Annotated in this window: 10 protein-coding genes; all 10 read left to right on the top strand. The window is 50.9% G+C overall.

Features of this window, described 5'->3' with window-relative positions:
* Positions 1-172: 172 nt before the first annotated feature.
* The gene (locus QZT18_RS11605; RefSeq protein WP_294148169.1) at positions 173-1,117 is read left to right on the top strand and encodes an ROK family glucokinase; all 945 of its coding nucleotides are present in this window, start codon (positions 173-175) and stop codon (positions 1,115-1,117) included.
* A 137-nt stretch (positions 1,118-1,254) separates the two neighbouring features.
* A complete protein-coding gene (locus QZT18_RS11600; RefSeq protein ID WP_294148168.1) occupies positions 1,255-2,916 on the top strand; it encodes an amidohydrolase in 1,662 nt (553 codons plus the stop codon).
* Positions 2,917-3,441: 525 nt separating this feature from the next.
* Positions 3,442-8,259 carry a hemoblobin-interacting domain-containing protein gene (locus QZT18_RS11595; protein WP_294148167.1) on the top strand — a complete coding sequence of 1,606 codons (4,818 nt, stop codon included), beginning with the start codon at positions 3,442-3,444 and terminating at the stop codon, positions 8,257-8,259.
* Positions 8,260-8,675: 416 nt separating this feature from the next.
* On the top strand, positions 8,676-10,343 hold the full coding sequence (locus QZT18_RS11590) for a putative manganese-dependent inorganic diphosphatase (protein ID WP_294148166.1): 1,668 nt from the start codon (positions 8,676-8,678) through the stop codon (positions 10,341-10,343).
* 330 nt (positions 10,344-10,673) lie between these two features.
* Positions 10,674-11,411 (top strand): flavin reductase family protein, encoded by a 738-nt coding sequence (locus QZT18_RS11585; RefSeq protein WP_366925862.1) that lies wholly within the window; start codon positions 10,674-10,676, stop codon positions 11,409-11,411.
* Positions 11,389-11,958, top strand: coding sequence for a shikimate kinase (locus QZT18_RS11580; protein WP_294148165.1), 570 nt, complete (start codon positions 11,389-11,391; stop codon positions 11,956-11,958). Before QZT18_RS11585 ends, QZT18_RS11580 begins: the two co-directional genes overlap by 23 nt.
* A 204-nt stretch (positions 11,959-12,162) precedes the next feature.
* The gene (locus QZT18_RS11575) at positions 12,163-13,527 is read left to right on the top strand and encodes a C-GCAxxG-C-C family (seleno)protein (RefSeq protein ID WP_294148164.1); all 1,365 of its coding nucleotides are present in this window, start codon (positions 12,163-12,165) and stop codon (positions 13,525-13,527) included.
* An 83-nt stretch (positions 13,528-13,610) separates the two neighbouring features.
* Positions 13,611-14,540, top strand: a complete 930-nt coding sequence (gene cysK / locus QZT18_RS11570) for a cysteine synthase A (RefSeq protein WP_294148163.1) — start codon at positions 13,611-13,613, stop codon at positions 14,538-14,540.
* A 24-nt stretch (positions 14,541-14,564) separates the two neighbouring features.
* Positions 14,565-15,842 carry a serine dehydratase subunit alpha family protein gene (locus tag QZT18_RS11565; RefSeq protein WP_294148162.1) on the top strand — a complete coding sequence of 426 codons (1,278 nt, stop codon included), beginning with the start codon at positions 14,565-14,567 and terminating at the stop codon, positions 15,840-15,842.
* Between the two features lie 283 nt (positions 15,843-16,125).
* Positions 16,126-17,472, top strand: a complete 1,347-nt coding sequence (locus QZT18_RS11560) for a hemolysin family protein (protein ID WP_294148161.1) — start codon at positions 16,126-16,128, stop codon at positions 17,470-17,472.
* The last annotated feature ends 144 nt before the right edge of the window (positions 17,473-17,616 follow it).

The raw sequence follows: 17,616 nt of genomic DNA, 5'->3' as shown, positions 1-17,616 counted from the left end.
ACCATCCCGAACCCCGACCGTCCCGGCGGCGTTCTCATTCCTCAATTAAATCCCTCTCTTGCAATATACAAGCCTATCTCTTATAATGGAAATGAAAAATAAAGAGATTGCAGTATAATCACACAATCGGGTAATAATAAATGGAACAGAGAGAGTTAAGGGAGGCCGGAGCATGAGTAAAAAGTGTATTGGCGTAGACGTAGGAGGAACAACGGTAAAGGTTGGAATGTTCGAACTGGACGGGACACTGGTAAAGAAGTGGGAAGTGCCGACCAGAAAAGAGGAGAACGGAAAATACATCCTTCCCGATGTAGCGGCATCGATCCGGAAGGTTCTAAAAGAGCAGAGTATTGCCCTGTCCGATGTGGCGGGAGTAGGGCTTGGAATTCCGGGACCGGTGCTTCCGAACGGATATGTGGAGGTCTGTGTCAATCTGGGCTGGCATGATATGAACCCGCAGGAGATCCTGAGCGGACTTCTGGACGGCATAACGGTAAAGACGGGCAACGATGCCAATGTGGCCGCCCTGGGAGAGATGTGGCAGGGCGGCGGTAAAGGATACTGTGATATCGTCATGGTGACTCTCGGGACTGGCGTCGGCGGAGGCGTTATCATTGATCAGAAGATTATACCCGGAAAACACGGTCTGGCAGGTGAGATTGGCCATATGCGGATCCGCGAGGGAGAGAAGGAACAGTGTAACTGTAAAGGTTACGGCTGTGTCGAACAGATTGCGTCGGCTACCGGCATTGCCAGGGAAGCGAGAAGGATCATGGAGAAGAGCAGCGCGGATTCCGCGATGCGTAAATTCGGAGGCCGCATCTCGGCAAAGAATGTAGTGGACTGCGCTAAGGCGGGAGATGCCCTGGCCCTGGAAGTGATGGAGACGGTCTGCTATTATCTCGGTTGGGCGCTAGCCATCGTGTCAATGACAGTGGATCCGGAAGTGTTCGTCATCGGCGGAGGCGTTTCAAAGGCCGGTACATTCCTGACGGATATGATCCGCAAGTATTATGAGGAATATACGCCCATTTCAGAGAACAAGGCCGGAATCGAACTGGCAACGCTGGGCAATGATGCCGGAATCTATGGAGCCGCAAGGCTGATTCTCGACTGATAAAGTTTAAGAACAGACGGGTCTGAGCATAATAATGGGCATAGCGGGTTACGGTTCACGCAGGATGTGCCGCATGAGGCATTTTAACCATAGAGAAGCCGGATAAAAACCGGAGTGATTCAGACAGGAGTGTTATTATGGCGAAGACTTTATATTATAATGGAACAATTATCACGATGACCGGCAGTGAGCCTGTCATCGTGGAAGCCGTGCTGACGGACGGCGGACGGATTCAGGCCGCAGGTTCCCTTGAAGAGGTGAGAGCCATGGCGGAAGAGCCGGTTTTAAAGGATTTGAAGGGAGCAGTGATGCTCCCTGCATTTATGGATCCGCACAGCCATATCACGGCGATGGCAAAGGTGCTGTCTTATGCGGTGCTTCAGGAAGCCGACAGCTTTGACGGCCTGATTGCGATCCTTAAGAAGTTTAAAGAGGAGCGGAAGCTCGGCGCAGGAGACTGGATTATCGGGACAGGCTACGACCACAATAAACTGGCGGAGGGAAGGCACCCGGACCGTTTTATGCTGGATGCTGCATTTCCCGATAACCCCGTGATGATAACCCATGCCAGCGGCCATATGGGAGTTGTAAACACTCCGGCCCTTGAGAAGATGGGAATAACAAAGGATACAAAAGACCCGGAAGGAGGCCGTATCGGCCGGACGGCAGCCGTATCCGGGAACGGGAAAAGCAGGAACGGAGAAGCCGGAAACGGCAGTAAGGACGGCTACGGGGAGCCGGACGGCTATCTGGAAGAGACCGCATTTACCGGTTCTTCTTCCGTGATCCCGGAGCCGGGCATGGAGCAGCTTGCAAGGCAGTTGGAGGCCGCGGAACAGATTTACCTGAGTCATGGAATCACGACGATCCAGGACGGACGCACCCGGAGTGATGAGTGGAAGCTCTTAAAATACGCGGCGGAGAATGAACTGCTGCATGCGGATGTAGTGGCGTACGCAGCGCTTAACGACGCTCATGAGCTGACGGAGGAAAATCCTGATTATACCGGTCAATACAACCATCATCTGCGTATCGGCGGCTATAAAATTTTCCTGGACGGCTCCCCACAGGGACGGACCGCCTGGATGAGCAGCCCATACGAGGGCGAACCGGAGGGATACTGCGGTTATCCGATTTTTAAGGATGAAGAGGTTAAGTCATATTTTGAGACGGCGCTCCGGGAGGGGCGGCAGCTTCTGGTGCATTGCAACGGGGACGCGGCGGCGCAGCAGATGATAGAGGCCTGCCGACAGGCGGTCCGGGAGACAGGCGCGGATCCGGGGCAGACCCGGCCGGTCATGATCCATGCACAGATGGTGAGGTCCGATCAGCTTGAGCAGATGGCGGAGCTTTCCATCACCGCATCCTTCTTTACGGCCCACACCTGGTACTGGGGAGACGTGCATTTGAAGAATTTTGGGGAAGCGCGAGCTCTTAAGATCAGCCCTGCAAGGACGGCCATCGACGACGGAGTCAATGTGACCTTCCATCAGGATTCACCGGTGATTCAGCCCGATATGATCGAGACAATCTGGTGCGCAGTAAACAGAATCAGCTGCGGAGGCCACCCGATGGGAGTGATGGAGCGCGTTACGCCCTATGAGGCCCTGAAAGCGGTGACAGCCAACGCGGCATACCAGTATGGGGAGGAATCGGAAAAAGGGACAATAGAGCCGGGGAAAAAAGCAGATTTCGTCATTCTTTCGGCAAACCCGCTTACCGTACCTCCAATGGAGATTAAAAAAATACGTGTTCTCGAAACAATTAAGAGTGGGAAAATCCTCTATAAAGGGTTATGATACGGAAACATTCACGATCGGACTGTCCGGAAGGCCTGCCAGACAGGGAAAATGATGAGAAGAAAACGATAAAATGAGGAGACCCCGGAGCCGTTAGGCTGCCGGGGCAATTATGAAAAATCTATGTGCAAAATCACCATAAAAGTAAGAAAAAAATAAAATTTCTTATGCTTTTAGTATAAAAATCATATGTGAATAGATTGTGAACATCCTGTTAACAGATTATGAAAGATAAGGAATAAAACACGTACAAAACATATTACAGAACACAGCTTGTGAACAGCATTTCCCGGTTCACAGGCTGTGTTTTTTTAATTCATAGGAAATATAGGAAGTTACGTCCTATGAAGCAAAAAACGCTCCGCGGGGATGCGTACTCGCGTAAAGATGTAATATGACAAATGCATATTGAGAAAAATAGTTAGTTAGAACTAACTATTGGCATTGACAACCAAATATTTCCAATGCTAGACTGTAATACGTGGTTAGAAAAGACTAACTGCAGAGGAAACAGGAGGAAAAACTATGAAAAAGTGTATGCGCAGGGCGGTCGTCCCAATATTGACGGCAGCCTGTATGACTTTCCAGACGGGAACGGCATGGGCGGCTCCCACCGGGCCGTCGCAGGAGGTTCTCACACAGGGAAGATGGGATTTCGGAGACGGAATCTGGAGGTACTATGATTCGGCAGGAACAGCACGGACGGGATGGCTTCAGACGGCCGACGGATGGTATTATCTGGATCCCGGCAATGGTTCGCTGAGGACGGGATGGCAGAATATAGACGGAAAGCTGTTTTACCTGAATACCGCACAGGACGGCGTGGAAGGAAAGATGCGTACCGGGTGGTTCCAGGACCCGTCCGGACAACGGTATTTTTTGAATACGGCCAATGACGGCAGCCAGGGTTCTGTCCTGACGGGCTGGCAGTGGATTGACGGCTACTGCTATTTCTTTGAGACGGCAGAAGGCGGTGAAAAGGGAAGAATGTATGCCGGTAAGGAAACTCCTGGAGGATTTCTGACGGATGCACAGGGAAGATGGATTGAAAAAGACGGAAGTGTTTATTACGAACCGGGCCGTGGATACTCTTCCGCAGAAAATACAAATACCGCTTCTACCGGCGGCAAAAGCTCCGGCGGCAGAAGCTCCGGCAGCGGAGGTTCCGGCAGCGGAAGTACCGGCAGTGGTAATTCCGGCAGTGGAAATACCAGCGCCTCCGGTGGAAATACAGGTAATAACGGCTCCGGAGGCAGCGGTTCCGGAAATACGGATAAGCCGAACGGGGATGACCTGAACGGAGGCGGTGAAAATTCCGGTGATGAGGGCAAATCAGGTGATTTGCTTGATCGGGATAAAACGAAATTTTTGAATCTTGGATGGATCCGATATGCCGTTATTACCTTTGATGATGGTACGATTGAAGATTACAGCGTCCGGATTGACGGCGCCGATGTTACAGATACGCTGACCAGGGTTGACGACGACGGTTCGGTTGTAAAGTGGGAAAGCACCGTGCTGAAACCCGGTTCGGTCACCGTGACTAGGGAAAGTGACGGCAGGGAGCAGACCGTGAAGCTTGGCAGCGCGGCTGCGGCAACGGCTCCGGATGCCGGAGGTGAGGATTATGCCCCCAAAGCAATTCTGACGAACGGGCCGGTGTCCCGGTTTGACTACTATCTGGATGTCTATGATAAGAATGGCCAGGTCAGAGTGGAGCCGGAGAGAACCACGTTTGATCTGAGTGACCGGAGAGGAAGCGCATCGGAGGAAATACCTTCCGCATATTATGTTCCGGATACTCTAATTGACCAGAAGACAGGAAACGGCGAAATTACGGTTAAGCTTTCACTGGAGACGAAGGCCCAGGAAGAGTGGTTTAATGGAATTAAAACGATAAAAGCGCTGAATCAGGAGAACAGCATTCTGAACAGTGAACTGGGATTCAGGAAGTCCATAGAAAATACATATGGAAAAACGGGTGTGCTGAAAATCAGCCTGCCGCAGACAAATCTTTTTTCCAGAGGCCGCTATCAGTTAAACATGGTATCCGGTTACAGCAGTGCGACGATGACGGTTCCGATCCACCTCGTGGATGACAGGACATTTACAATGAAGCTGAACACGCTGAATCTGAACCCGGAACCGGGAGAATGCTTTGCTTTTACAATCGAGGGGGAGGACGGCGCAACATTTGGCAATGAAATCCTGTCACCGATTTACAGAGTGGAGCTGACGTTCCCGTCCGGTAAAACAAAAGAACTGGAAAATATAACGGAATGGTATGAAATAGGGGATATGCTCCATATCTGCGGTACTAATACGAAAGAAGAGACAGTCACGGATGAATCCGGGATTTATACGGTAACAGCCTACGCCAACGGATATAAAACAATGACGAAATCCGTAGAAATCGGTTCTGCCGTAACAATATTCGGTAAACGCTCCGGCGGTTCCGATTACGGCATCGACGCCATTTCCGGCGCATCCTGGAACGGTTCGTCAGGATCCTCCGGGGAATCCGGTTCATCCGGAGGCGGGGATATGAACGCATTCCTGATTTTTGACCATGACCTGATTGCCAATGCGCTGATACTGGAAAAGATCGGAATGACCAATAAAGCTGCCGAAGCGGTTCTCGAACGCTGGGAGTCACAGAGTCCGGTGGCGGTAATGGACGAAAACGCAGATGAGCTGTTTGATTTTGTTACGTATTTAAATGCGGTAAAGGATGCAGGGCTGGGAGACAACGCGGTGCTTTCCTTCCGCCGGTATGCAGAGATTGGAAAAGGCCGGACGGAAAATCGGCCATATCAGGTAAAACGGGTGCTGGAGGACGGCCTTCTTGGCTCCACCTTCCTGTTTTCAGAAATGACGGGTAAACGTGCGCCCCAGTTGGAAGGTCTCAGCGGAGCATTTGGAGAAGATCTGACACTGAGCTGCAGCACGGATCCGCTGTATTTGAATAAAAACACCAGATTTTATCTGGACGGCAGTGCAACGGCTCTTCGCGACGACGATTATCTGTCCGGATATAAGTTTGATGAGGACACCGGAAAAGCTGTCATTTATTCTTCCACAAAGGGGACTGCGGGAGGAAGCATCCAACTGACTGCGGGAGTCCACGAGCTGAGAATCGTATCGGAAGGATACCAGACGGCAACAGCAGAGCTGAATATAAATAAGGCGCAGGAACAGTTTGACCTGTCTCTGGCCGATCCAAACCCGGCGGCGGGAGAAGATGCGGCAGATGTATCTGTATATTATACGGGACAGGATGTGCATGTGACGGCAGCCAGCGGAGAGGACGACGAGAGCCAGGGCGCGCTGCGCGGAGACTTCATGAAGAATCTGAAGGGAATCGAGCTCAGGAAACCGGACGGAAGCAGCTATAAAGTAACTTCCAATACGGAAGGTTCCCTTTCCGGTGATGATAATTATGTGCCCGGTAAGTTTGGATTTGTGCTCCAAAAAGGACTTTTTAAAGAGTCCGGAGATTATATGGTGACGGTACGTGCCGAAAACTATACGCCGAAAACGCTGGAATTCAGGATTGAACAGGGGGAGGAAGAGCAGAGCCCGTCTGAAACATTGACAGCACCTGAGGTGGATAAGGTAGAGAAGAAATCAGAATTCTTCTATGGGAAATATTATCGCGTATCTTTCAATTCTGATTCGGAGCAGGCGCTGGAAAAATATCTGAAAGAGCTGGAAAACAGCGAAAAAACAGAAGTTCAGGTAAATGGGAAAAAATATACTTACAGCGGCCTTTCGGTAAGCGAGAGCGATCAGTATCAATACACCGTATCCGATAATGAAGCAAATGGCGGCAGACAATATCTGGATCTCAGTATCAACGGCTTTGCGGCAGGCAAAAATACCGTAACAATTGAAGTAGAGGGCTGTGATGATTTGAGTTTTGATGTATTCCTTGATAAAAACGGGGATATAACAGAGGGAGAGGAGCAGGAGCCGCCCGCAGGACGATTGACGGCGCCGGAGGCGGAGTCTGCATCACTTTACAGCGGAAGATGTTACAGGGTGTCATTTACGGGATTAGGCGGAGAGGAACTTCAGGACTACCTGCACGCACTTGAAAACACCGACGCGGAGGTTGAAGTAAACGGCCAAAAATACCAGTACAGCTCCTGGATGATTTTTTCAAGTGATGAGCAGAAATATACGGTATCAGACAAACGGTATATGGACTTTAGCAAAGACGGCTTTGCCGAAGGAGAAAACACGGTTAATGTTAAAGCGAAGGGATATGAAGATATAAGCTTTAAGGTGACGTTGGATGAGAACGGTGAGGTTGCAGAGGAAGGCGGCACGGAGCCGTCCGATACACAGACCCCGCCGGAAGTAAAGAAGGCGGAGCTTAAGTCCTCTATATTGACGGGTAAATATTATCGTTTGACTTTTGAAAATGCAACGGAAGAAGAATTAGAGACGTATCTGAATGTACTTAAAAATAAGGATAAGACAGTGATTCAGGTGAACGGACAGGAATATACGTATAGCAGCCTGTCAATTTCTTCAGATGATGTGAATCAATACAAGGTGTCGGAGGATGAATCCTACGGAATCTTAAAATACCTTGATTTCAGTGTAAACGGATTTAACACGGAAGAAGAAAACACCATAACCATTGAGGCGGAGGGCTATGACGAACTGAGCTTTGAGGTATACCTCGACGAAAACGGAAAGGTGACGAAGCAGAAAGAGGATATTGACAACTCTGCCGTAACGGCAGCCCCGACCGAAAATGTTTTACCGCCATCTGAAGAACCGGGCCGGACAGACGGTGAAACAGAGGGAGACGGCAATAAATCGGAAGGAGATAATCAAGAGCCGGAAGACGGAAATACGGACCCGGAAACGGGAAATAAGGACCCGGAGACAGGCGGCCGGGAACCGGAAGCCGGAACTCAGAAGCCGGAGACAGGCGGCCAGGAATCAGGAACCGGAGATCAGAAGCCGGAGACAGGAGAACAGGAACCGGAAACTGGCGGCCAGGAACCGGAAACAGGAGTTCAGAAGCCGGAGACAGGCGACGAGGAACCAGGGACAGAAGACCGGGAACCGGGGACAGAAGACGAGGAACCAGGGACAGAAGACCAGGAACCGGGGACAGAAGACGAGGAACCAGGGACAGAAGACCAGGAACCGGAAACAGACGGCCAGGAACCTGAAACTGAAACTCAGAAATCGGAATCAGACGACAAAGCTCCGGAAGTTAATGCCAAGGAGCCTGAAGTAAGCAATAAAGATTCTGAAGCAGGCGATCAGGATCCGGAAGCAAGTGATAAAGACCCGGAAGCGGGCAATAAAGAGCTTAAGTGAAACGGTGAATAACCGGACATAAGGACAGAAGCAGCCGGAATCCAAAAACAGGCAATCAAAAATCTGAGAGCGCGTAATCCACCTTCGGATTGGCGGCGCCAATAATAAAAAAGCGGCAGGGCGGCACTCGGCCGCAGCAGAATGTCAGGCAGAGCAGCCGGAATTTCCGGCCGGTTCTGCCTGACATTGCTTCGATCCGGCGGTAAAAGGCCTGCAGAGCGTGATTATTCACCGTTTGAACTGTAAAAAATACAAAAAGGTAGCTGTTCGGTATTCTGCAAATGTGCTATACTGAAAACTACCTGAGAAAGAGGTTACCGTTAACACATCTGCCGGACAGCGGCTGTGCTGCGGACAGATTTAAAAAAAGTCGATTTTAAATAAATAAGACAGGACCATAAAAATTAGGAGGCCGCATGACAGTTGATAAAACGAAAAAGACGATAGTAATTGGGCATAAAAATCCGGATACGGATTCAATCTGCTCTGCCATCTGTTACGCGAATTTGAAGCAGATTACGACCGGAGGGGAGTATGTGCCGGGCCGGGCCGGGCACGTCAATTCTGAGACACAGTTTGTGCTTGATTATTTCGGGATGGCAGCGCCGAAGGAGACCCTGACGGTCAAAACCCAGGTAAAGGATATAGACATAAGAGAAACAAAGGGCGTGGCAAAGAATATATCCCTGAAAAAAGCATGGAACCTGATGCAGGACGCCGGTGTTGTGACGATTCCGGCCGTTACCGAGGACAATGTGCTGGAGGGGCTGATTACGGTAGGAGACATAACGCGTTCCTACATGAACGTGTACGACAGCAGCATTCTCTCGAAGGCGTGTACCCAGTATACGAATATCATCGAGACTCTGGAAGGGGCAATGCTCATTGGCGATGAGAAGGAATATTTCAAAGAAGGTAAGGTACTGATTGCCGCCGCCAACCCGGATATGATGGAGTATTACATTGAGAAAAATGACCTTGTAATCCTGGGCAACCGTTACGAATCCCAGCTTTGCGCGATAGAGATGGAGGCTAGCTGTATTATTGTCTGTGAGGGCGCGGGCGTATCCATGACAATCAAAAAACTGGCTCAGGAGAGAGGCTGCACCGTGATTACGACGCCTTACGATACGTATACGGCGGCGCGTCTGATCAACCAGAGTATGCCGATCAGCTTTTTCATGAAGACGGAGAACCTCATCACATTTGATACCGATGATTATATTGACGATATTAAAGAGGTGATGGCGAGCAAACGCCACCGCGATTTCCCGATTCTCGACAAGAACGGCAAGTATAAGGGAATGATATCCCGCCGGAACCTGCTGGGCGCCAGAGGGAAAAATGTAATACTTGTAGATCATAACGAGCGGAGCCAGGCCGTTGAAGGTATCGAGAATGCCAATATCCTGGAGATCATCGATCATCACCGTCTGGGTACGGTGGAGACGATGGGACCGGTATTTTTCAGGAACCAGCCGCTGGGATGCACGGCTACAATTATTTACCAGATGTATAAAGAAGCCGGAGTCACCATCGAGAAAAAGATTGCAGGACTGCTTTGCAGCGCTATCATTTCCGATACGCTTCTTTTCCGCTCACCGACCTGTACACCGGTGGATAAAGATGCGGCTTTGAAGCTCGCGGCGATTGCAGAGATCGATGTGGAACAGCTTGCCAACAAGATGTTTGCCGCCGGAAGCAAGCTGAAAGGCAAGAGCGACGCCGAGATATTCTATCAGGATTTCAAGCGCTTTACAGCCGGAAAGATTTCCTTCGGCGTGGGCCAGATCACATCCCTGAACTCCGGAGAGCTGGAGGAACTGAAAGACAGGATGTTATCCTATATGGACAGGGCCAGGGAAGATGAGAAGGTGGATATGATGTTCTTCATGCTGACCAATATCCTGACGGAGTCCACGGAGCTTATCTGCGACGGCCAGGGAGCCGAGCAACTGGCTACCGACGCCTTCCACATAGGCGAGGAAGAGAGAGATACGGAAAAACATATTGTCAGTCTGCCGGGCGTTGTTTCGAGGAAAAAACAGCTTGTTCCGGGACTGATGGTAGCGACGGAACAATAGCTCAACTGGCAGGAAATGAGGGTATACATTACCCTTATTCAGAGTGCCGACAAAGTCGCCACTCTGTAGAATTCATGGCATACGCCATAAATTCTAGTCACCGAAGGAAGAACTGCCGATTTCCTCGCGCAAGGGCTGAAGCCCCTAGAAATCGGCAGTTCAGCACTACGGCGGAACTGAATTCCGTCTTCGTGATTTAAAATGAGGGTTACACCCTCAAACTCCCAATACAGGGAAAATATAGTCTGCCTGCAGTTTGAATGAGGGTATACATTACCCTCATTTTTTGTTATTATAAAAAGCAGGCCAACACTAAGAGGGATATGATAAATGAGATATAAAAACGATAACAGAGAGATAAAAAAGGATATGGCAAAACGGGAAAACAGCGGCATCAAAACCAGTAAAAAAGACGGTACGGGCACCCCGGACTGTTCCGTTTCCCGGAAGGCGCAGTGGAAACCGGGAAATATGGTGTATCCGGTTCCAGCTGTCATGGTGACGGTTGCGGACCGGAACGGAGTGAGCAATATTATCACGATCGCCTGGACCGGCACGGTCTGTACCAACCCACCGATGGCATATATATCGGTCAGGCCGGAACGCCATTCTTACGGGATGCTGAAGGAGTCGGGAGAATTTGTCATCAATCTGACGACGGAGAAGCTGGTCCATGCAACCGACTACTGCGGAGTCAAATCAGGACGGGATACGGATAAATGGAAAGATACCGGACTTACCCCCATTCCGGCGCAGGCGGTCGGCGCTCCGCTGATTAAGGAGAGCCCCGTCAATATTGAGTGCCGTGTGACGGAGGTAAAGGAACTGGGGTCCCACCATATGTTCCTGGCCGAAGTGGTGGCCGTGGATGTGGACGAGGCCTATCTGGATGAGAAGGGCAAGTTTGAGCTGCACAAAGCGGCGCCGATTGTCTATTCCCACGGAGAATATTACGGACTTTCCAGTCTTCTGGGAACGTTCGGTTACAGCATAAGAAAAAAGACGGTATCCGTAAAAGGCGGAAGAAAAAAGGCGGGAGGAAAGCATGAAAGACAACAGGGACGATAAGACGGAAGCAGAGATGGAACTACGCAGCGCAGGGAACAACATAACATTGATTGGTATGCCGGCAGCCGGAAAGAGCACGGTCGGAGTGCTTCTCGCCAAGCGCCTCGGATACTCCTTCATCGATGTGGATATTGTGATTCAGGAAGAAAAGGGAAAGCTGCTGAAGGAAATTATTAAAGAACAGGGCCTCGACGGATTTATGGAGGTAGAAAACCAGGTCAATGCGGGGCTGAAAGCAAACCGCGCCGTGATCGCCCCCGGAGGCAGTGTAATCTACGGGAAAGAGGCGATGGAAAACCTGAAATCCCTGGGACCGGTCGTGTATCTTAAAATCAGCTATGAGGAACTGCTCAGCAGGCTTGGAGACGTGGTTGACCGCGGGGTTGTCCTGAAGGATGGAATGACGCTCAAAGATCTCTATGAAGAGAGAATTACATATTTTGAGAGGTACGCCGATATCATCATAGATGAGGAAGGAAAGGAACTGGGTTCAGTCGTGGATGAACTCCGTGAAATGATGGAAGAAAGAGGGCTGGTACTGGGATAAGGGTATAGGGACCGGGACAGTCAGGGTCAGGAAAGCCGGATTGGTGACAGCCAGGCTTATGAGGGCCTTTAGAACAGGCAGGTTTAAAAGAAGCGGGTCAGGTATGGCCGGATTCAGTACATGGCGGCAGGGGTGCCGCCGTATACGGTGTGAGTGGGATAGGAATACATAAGAATATATATATTAAAGAGAGGGAATATACAAATGAACAAACAGAAGTTACGCCACTATTATCTTGAAAAGGACTACAACTGTGCGGAGACGGTTCTCCGTGTAGCAAATGAGGAATACGATCTGGGGCTGAATGAAGACTCATTCCGGCTGGTCAGCGGATTCGGCGGCGGAATGGGCTGCGGTGAGACCTGCGGGGCGCTCAGCAGCGCGATGGCGGTTATCAGCATGTTTCTCGTGGAGGACAGGGCGCATGCTACGGAAGGGTTTAAAGAAAAATGTGCGGAATTCTGCCAGAGCTTTGAGCGGGAACTGGGAAGCACGAAGTGTTCCGTTTTGAAGGACAAATACACTGTGGAAGAGAGCAGATGCCTGAAGACGGTAGAACTCTCATACGGCCTCCTGGAGAATTTCCTGGTGGCGGAGGGCCTCATCGAGTCGGAGAAAAAAGGCGTTACGGTGAGTCCGGAGGATATCACAAGGGTTAAGGCGCTGGGATTCTTACATAATAAGGGAACAGATTGTTTCAACGGCCGAATTGTCACGAGAAACGGAAAAATAACGGCGGCTGAGAATGCCAAAATAGCGGAGGCGGCCGAGAAATACGGTGATGGACATATCGCAATGACCACGCGCCTTACAATGGAGGTAACGGGAATCCCATATGAGAATATCGAACCGTTCAGGGAGTGTCTGGCAGAGGTCGGACTGGAGACGGGAGGAACCGGTTCCAAGGTGCGCCCGGTGGTTTCCTGCAAGGGAACGACATGCCAGTACGGACTGTGCGATACATTTGCCCTGTCCGACAAGATTCATACGAGATTTTACAAGGGATACCGGGGCGTCAAACTGCCTCATAAGTTCAAAATAGCAGTCGGCGGATGTCCGAATAACTGTGTTAAGCCGAGTTTGAATGATTTTGGTATCGTAGGCCAGAATGTACCGGCTGCGGATCCGGAACTTTGCCGCGGATGTAATAAGTGTACGGTAGTCGACGCCTGTCCGGTGGGAGCGGCGGTATTGAATGACGGCGGCATCGCGGTTCAGGAAGACCAGTGCAACAACTGCGGCCGCTGTATCGGCAAATGTCCGTTCGGCGCCATGACATCTTCCTTTGAGGGCTACAAGGCCGTAATCGGGGGAAGATGGGGCAAGAAGATCGCGAAAGGGCGTCCGGTAAGGACTGTTTTCAAATCGGAAGAGGAAGTGCTTGATGTACTGGAGAAGGCCGTCCTCCTGTTCCGGGAACAGGGAATAACCGGAGAGCGTTTCTCCGATACAATAGAAAGGCTCGGATTTGACAACGTGGAAGCACAGCTTCTGGACAACGGACTTCTGGAGCGGAAGGAAGAAATCATCAATGCTCAGGTGCACCTCAAGGGAGGGGCAACCTGTTAATATCCGAATAAGAAAAGCTTTAAGCAGCAGGCGGTATAATGTGATGGCGGACAGACGCAGATCAGGAAAAGGAGAGAATTGCCATGGGAAGAATTTATCAGGGAATTGAAGAACTTGTAGGCCATACGCCGCTTGTCGGTCTGGGAAGACTGGCGGCGCAGGAAGGGGCAAAGGCAGAGATTCTTGCAAAGCTCGAATGCTACAACCCGGCAGGAAGCGCCAAGGACAGAGTGGGACTTCAGATGATACTGGACGCGGAAGCAGCGGGAATCCTGAAAGAAGGTTCGGTTATCATTGAACCGACCAGCGGCAATACGGGCGTCGGCCTGGCGGCCGTAGCGGCGGCGAGAGGATACAGAACCATCATCATCATGCCGGACAGCATGAGCATGGAACGCAGGATGCTTCTTACGGCACACGGCGCAGAGCTGATCCTGACGGAGGGAAAGAAAGGAATGCCGGGGGCGATACAGAAAGCCGAAGAACTTCAGAAAACAGTAGAAAACAGTTGGATTGCCGGACAGTTTGTCAATCCGTCCAACCCGGGCGCGCATTACAGAAGCACGGGGCCGGAAATATGGGAAGATACGGACGGCGGTGTGGATATCTTTGTGGCAACGGTGGGAACCGGTGGAACACTTACGGGAACCGGGCGCTATCTGAAGGAGAAAAATCCGTCCATCCATGTGGTTGCTGTAGAGCCGGTGAAATCTCCGGTGCTTTCGGGCGGAGTTCCGGGACCTCACGGACTCCAGGGAATCGGCGCGGGATTTATCCCGGAAATCCTGGATACCGGAATTTACGATGAAATTATGCTGGCCCAGGAAGAGGATGCCTACCGGATGGGCAGGCTGATGGCGGCCAAAGAAGGATTCCTTGTGGGAATTTCCTCCGGCGCAGCCCTTTGGGCGGCAGTAGAGCTGGCTAAACGGCCGGAAAATGAAGGAAAGAAAATCGTGGTGGTTCTTCCCGACACCGGAGAACGCTATTTATCTACGGATCTGTTTAAATAATTCGGCGGAAGGGGAATTTACAGGATGGAAAAAAGTGATATCTGTTATAAGACCTATGTGGAGATTCTGGAACGCGAACTGGTTCCGGCAATGGGATGCACGGAGCCGATTGCCCTTGCCTACTGCAGCGCAAAGGCGAGAGCCGTGCTGGGAGCGCTGCCGGATAAAGTGCTGGTGGAAGTCAGCGGCAATATTGTCAAGAATGTAAAGAGCGTTATTGTGCCCAACTCGGGAGGCCGCCGGGGAATCGAAGCGGCCGCGGCCGTAGGTATCCTTGCGGGCAGGGAGGACCTGGAACTGGAGGTTCTTTCCAAGGTAACAGAAGAGCAGAAAGCCGGTCTGGGAGCCTATATGGAGACGGCTGAAATTACGGTGGAGCCGCTCGATACACCCTACCTTCTGGATATGGCGGTAACGGTGGAGAAAGACGGTTCCACCGCGCGGGTGCGGATTGCACAGGAACATACCAATATTGTGGAGATCAGCAAAAACGGCGGGATTCTCTTTGAGAAGACGGCGGGTGAGGAGGACGAAGAGTACGTTCCAGACTATTCCCTGCTGACCATTGAGAAGATCTATGATTTTGCGGATACGGCGGACCTTCAGGATGTAAAGGCAGTCCTGGACCGCCAGATTGAGTATAATACGGCTATCGCGGAAGAAGGGCTCCGGGGGGATTACGGCGCCAACATCGGCCGCGTCCTGATGGAAGAGTACGGAGATCGGATCGAGAACCGGGCAAAGGCCATGGCGGCAGCCGGTTCCGACGCCAGGATGAACGGCTGTGATCTGCCCGTTATCATTAATTCAGGCAGCGGAAACCAGGGAATGACGGCGTCTCTCCCGGTGATTGAGTATGCAAAAGAGCTTCAGAGCGGCAGTGAGAAACTTTACCGCGCCCTTCTGCTGTCAAACCTCGTCACGCTGCACCAGAAGACCGGAATCGGCCGTCTGTCCGCTTACTGCGGCGCGGTCAGCGCGGGAGCCGGGGCAGGGGCGGGAATCGCCTATCTGGAAGGCGGCAGCCTGGAGGTTATTGCCCACACGCTGGTCAACGCCCTGGCCGTCACGTCGGGAATCGTCTGTGACGGGGCCAAGGCCTCCTGCGCGGCCAAGATTGCGGTGGCGGTGGACACCGGAATCCTGGGATACAAGATGTTTCAGAGGGGCCAGCAGTTCTATGGCGGGGACGGCCTTGTGGCCAAGGGTGTGGAAAATACCATCCGCAATATCGGACGCCTCGGCAAAGACGGGATGCGCGAGACGGATAAAGAGATTATAAGAATCATGACGGAGTGTTAAACTGCCGCTCGCTGCCATGCTAAGCTTTCGTTAAGCTCCTGCGTAAACTATTGCCGTCAGTCTGCATATCCTGTAATATAATGGTGCAGCAACAATACCGCTGCCCAATGCGGCGGCAGATCAAGAAGGAGTGTTATACAGGATGGACGACAGCGCACCAGACGCTGATGCGGAAAATAACAATTTAAATATTGAGCCATAAAGTAAAGGCGCGATCTGCATTTTTAAAGGCAGATTGTGCCTTTTCGCGCTCAAAATATAAAAATGAAAAGGAGAGATTAAAGTGGGAGAATTACCACAACAATTAATTGTACAGGCGGCGCTTATCATGTTAAATGCTTTTTTTGCCGCGACGGAGATTGCCGTTATATCATTAAATACGGCAAAACTGAGGAGAATGCAGGAAAATGGTGACAAGACGGCCGGAAGACTGCTTAAAATGGCGGAGGAACCGGCAGGTTTCCTCTCAACAATACAGATAGGAATCACCCTGGCAGGATTTCTGGGAAGTGCGTTTGCGGCGGAAAACTTTTCGGATATCCTGACGAACTGGATCTACAACGGTCTCGGCTTCAGGGCGCTGCCGGAAAGCGCTCTGGACACGGTTTCCGTTATTGTGATTACCATCATCCTGTCTTACTTTACGCTGATATTCGGAGAACTGGTGCCCAAACGTATTGCAATGCAGAAACCGTATGAGGTGGCGAAAATCGCCAGCGGTCCTGTGTCGGCCATCGCGTTCGGCATGAAACCGGTAATCGCCTTTCTGGCTTTTTCAACCAACACGACGCTCAAGCTTCTCCGCATGAAGACCGAGGCGCAGGAAGAGCAGGTGACGGAAGACGAAATCCGTATGATGATAGATCTGGGAAAAGAAAACGGGGCCATTGATGAGGAAGAAAAAGAATGGCTTCAGAATGTATTTGAATTTAACGACACCTCCGTACAGGAGGCCATGACGCGGGAATTTGAGGTGGAATCCCTCTGTATCGACGACACGGAGGAGGAGATTGTGGAGAAAATCCGGGATACCGGCCTGTCGCGTTTCCCCTTATATGATGAAGATGGCCGCGAGATACTGGGCATCCTCTATTCCAGAGAATACCTTTTAAACATGAGAACCGATAAGAAACCGTTGAAGGAACTGCTTCATGAGGCATATTTTGTGCCCGAATCCATCCATGCTGACCAGTTGTTCCGCGATATGCAGTCTAAAAAGATACATATGGCGATCGTTGTGGATGAGTACGGGGAGGTAGCCGGTATTATCACACTGGAAGACCTTTTGGAGGAAATTGTAGGCAATATCTATGATGAGTTTGACGCGGAGGAGGAGCCTGAGATTGAACAGGTGGAAGAAAACCTCTGGCGCTTTCCGGGCAGCACGCTGATTAAGGATGTCTCGGAAACGCTTGACGTGGACCTTCCGGAACCGGATGATTACGAGACAATAGGCGGGCTTGTCTTAAGCTGCCTTAATACAATCCCGGCCGACGGAACAACCCTGGATGTGGAGGCGGACGGCCTTGGAATCCACGTGGAACAGATTAAAAATATGAGAATCGAATCCGTGCTTGTAAAAAAACTGGAGCAGGAACAGGAAGAGGAGGTGATGAGAAAAAGCGGCTGAGTATAAACAATCATTTATTATTGTTATAAAACAAAAATAATAGTTGCAAATATGCCGGAAAAGAAATAAAATAGAAAAAGGATGAAAATTTAACGGTAAATTAACAGACGAACGGGGTATGCAAAGAGGCAGCGCTTGAATATT

This window comes from uncultured Clostridium sp. (genome assembly GCF_900547735.1).
In the GTDB taxonomy this organism is placed as follows: Bacteria; Bacillota; Clostridia; order Lachnospirales; family Lachnospiraceae; genus Otoolea.
The sequence above is the reverse complement of the archived record's forward strand: the minus strand, read 5'-3'. Positions and strand labels throughout refer to the sequence as shown.

Coding starts and splice junctions, on each gene's coding strand:
- QZT18_RS11565 (WP_294148162.1), top strand. CDS start 14,565: ATGGAAAAAAGTGATATCTGTTATAAGACCTATGTGGAGATTCTGGAA.
- QZT18_RS11605 (WP_294148169.1), top strand. CDS start 173: ATGAGTAAAAAGTGTATTGGCGTAGACGTAGGAGGAACAACGGTAAAG.
- cysK (WP_294148163.1), top strand. CDS start 13,611: ATGGGAAGAATTTATCAGGGAATTGAAGAACTTGTAGGCCATACGCCG.
- QZT18_RS11585 (WP_366925862.1), top strand. CDS start 10,674: ATGAGATATAAAAACGATAACAGAGAGATAAAAAAGGATATGGCAAAA.
- QZT18_RS11580 (WP_294148165.1), top strand. CDS start 11,389: ATGAAAGACAACAGGGACGATAAGACGGAAGCAGAGATGGAACTACGC.
- QZT18_RS11600 (WP_294148168.1), top strand. CDS start 1,255: ATGGCGAAGACTTTATATTATAATGGAACAATTATCACGATGACCGGC.
- QZT18_RS11590 (WP_294148166.1), top strand. CDS start 8,676: ATGACAGTTGATAAAACGAAAAAGACGATAGTAATTGGGCATAAAAAT.
- QZT18_RS11575 (WP_294148164.1), top strand. CDS start 12,163: ATGAACAAACAGAAGTTACGCCACTATTATCTTGAAAAGGACTACAAC.
- QZT18_RS11595 (WP_294148167.1), top strand. CDS start 3,442: ATGAAAAAGTGTATGCGCAGGGCGGTCGTCCCAATATTGACGGCAGCC.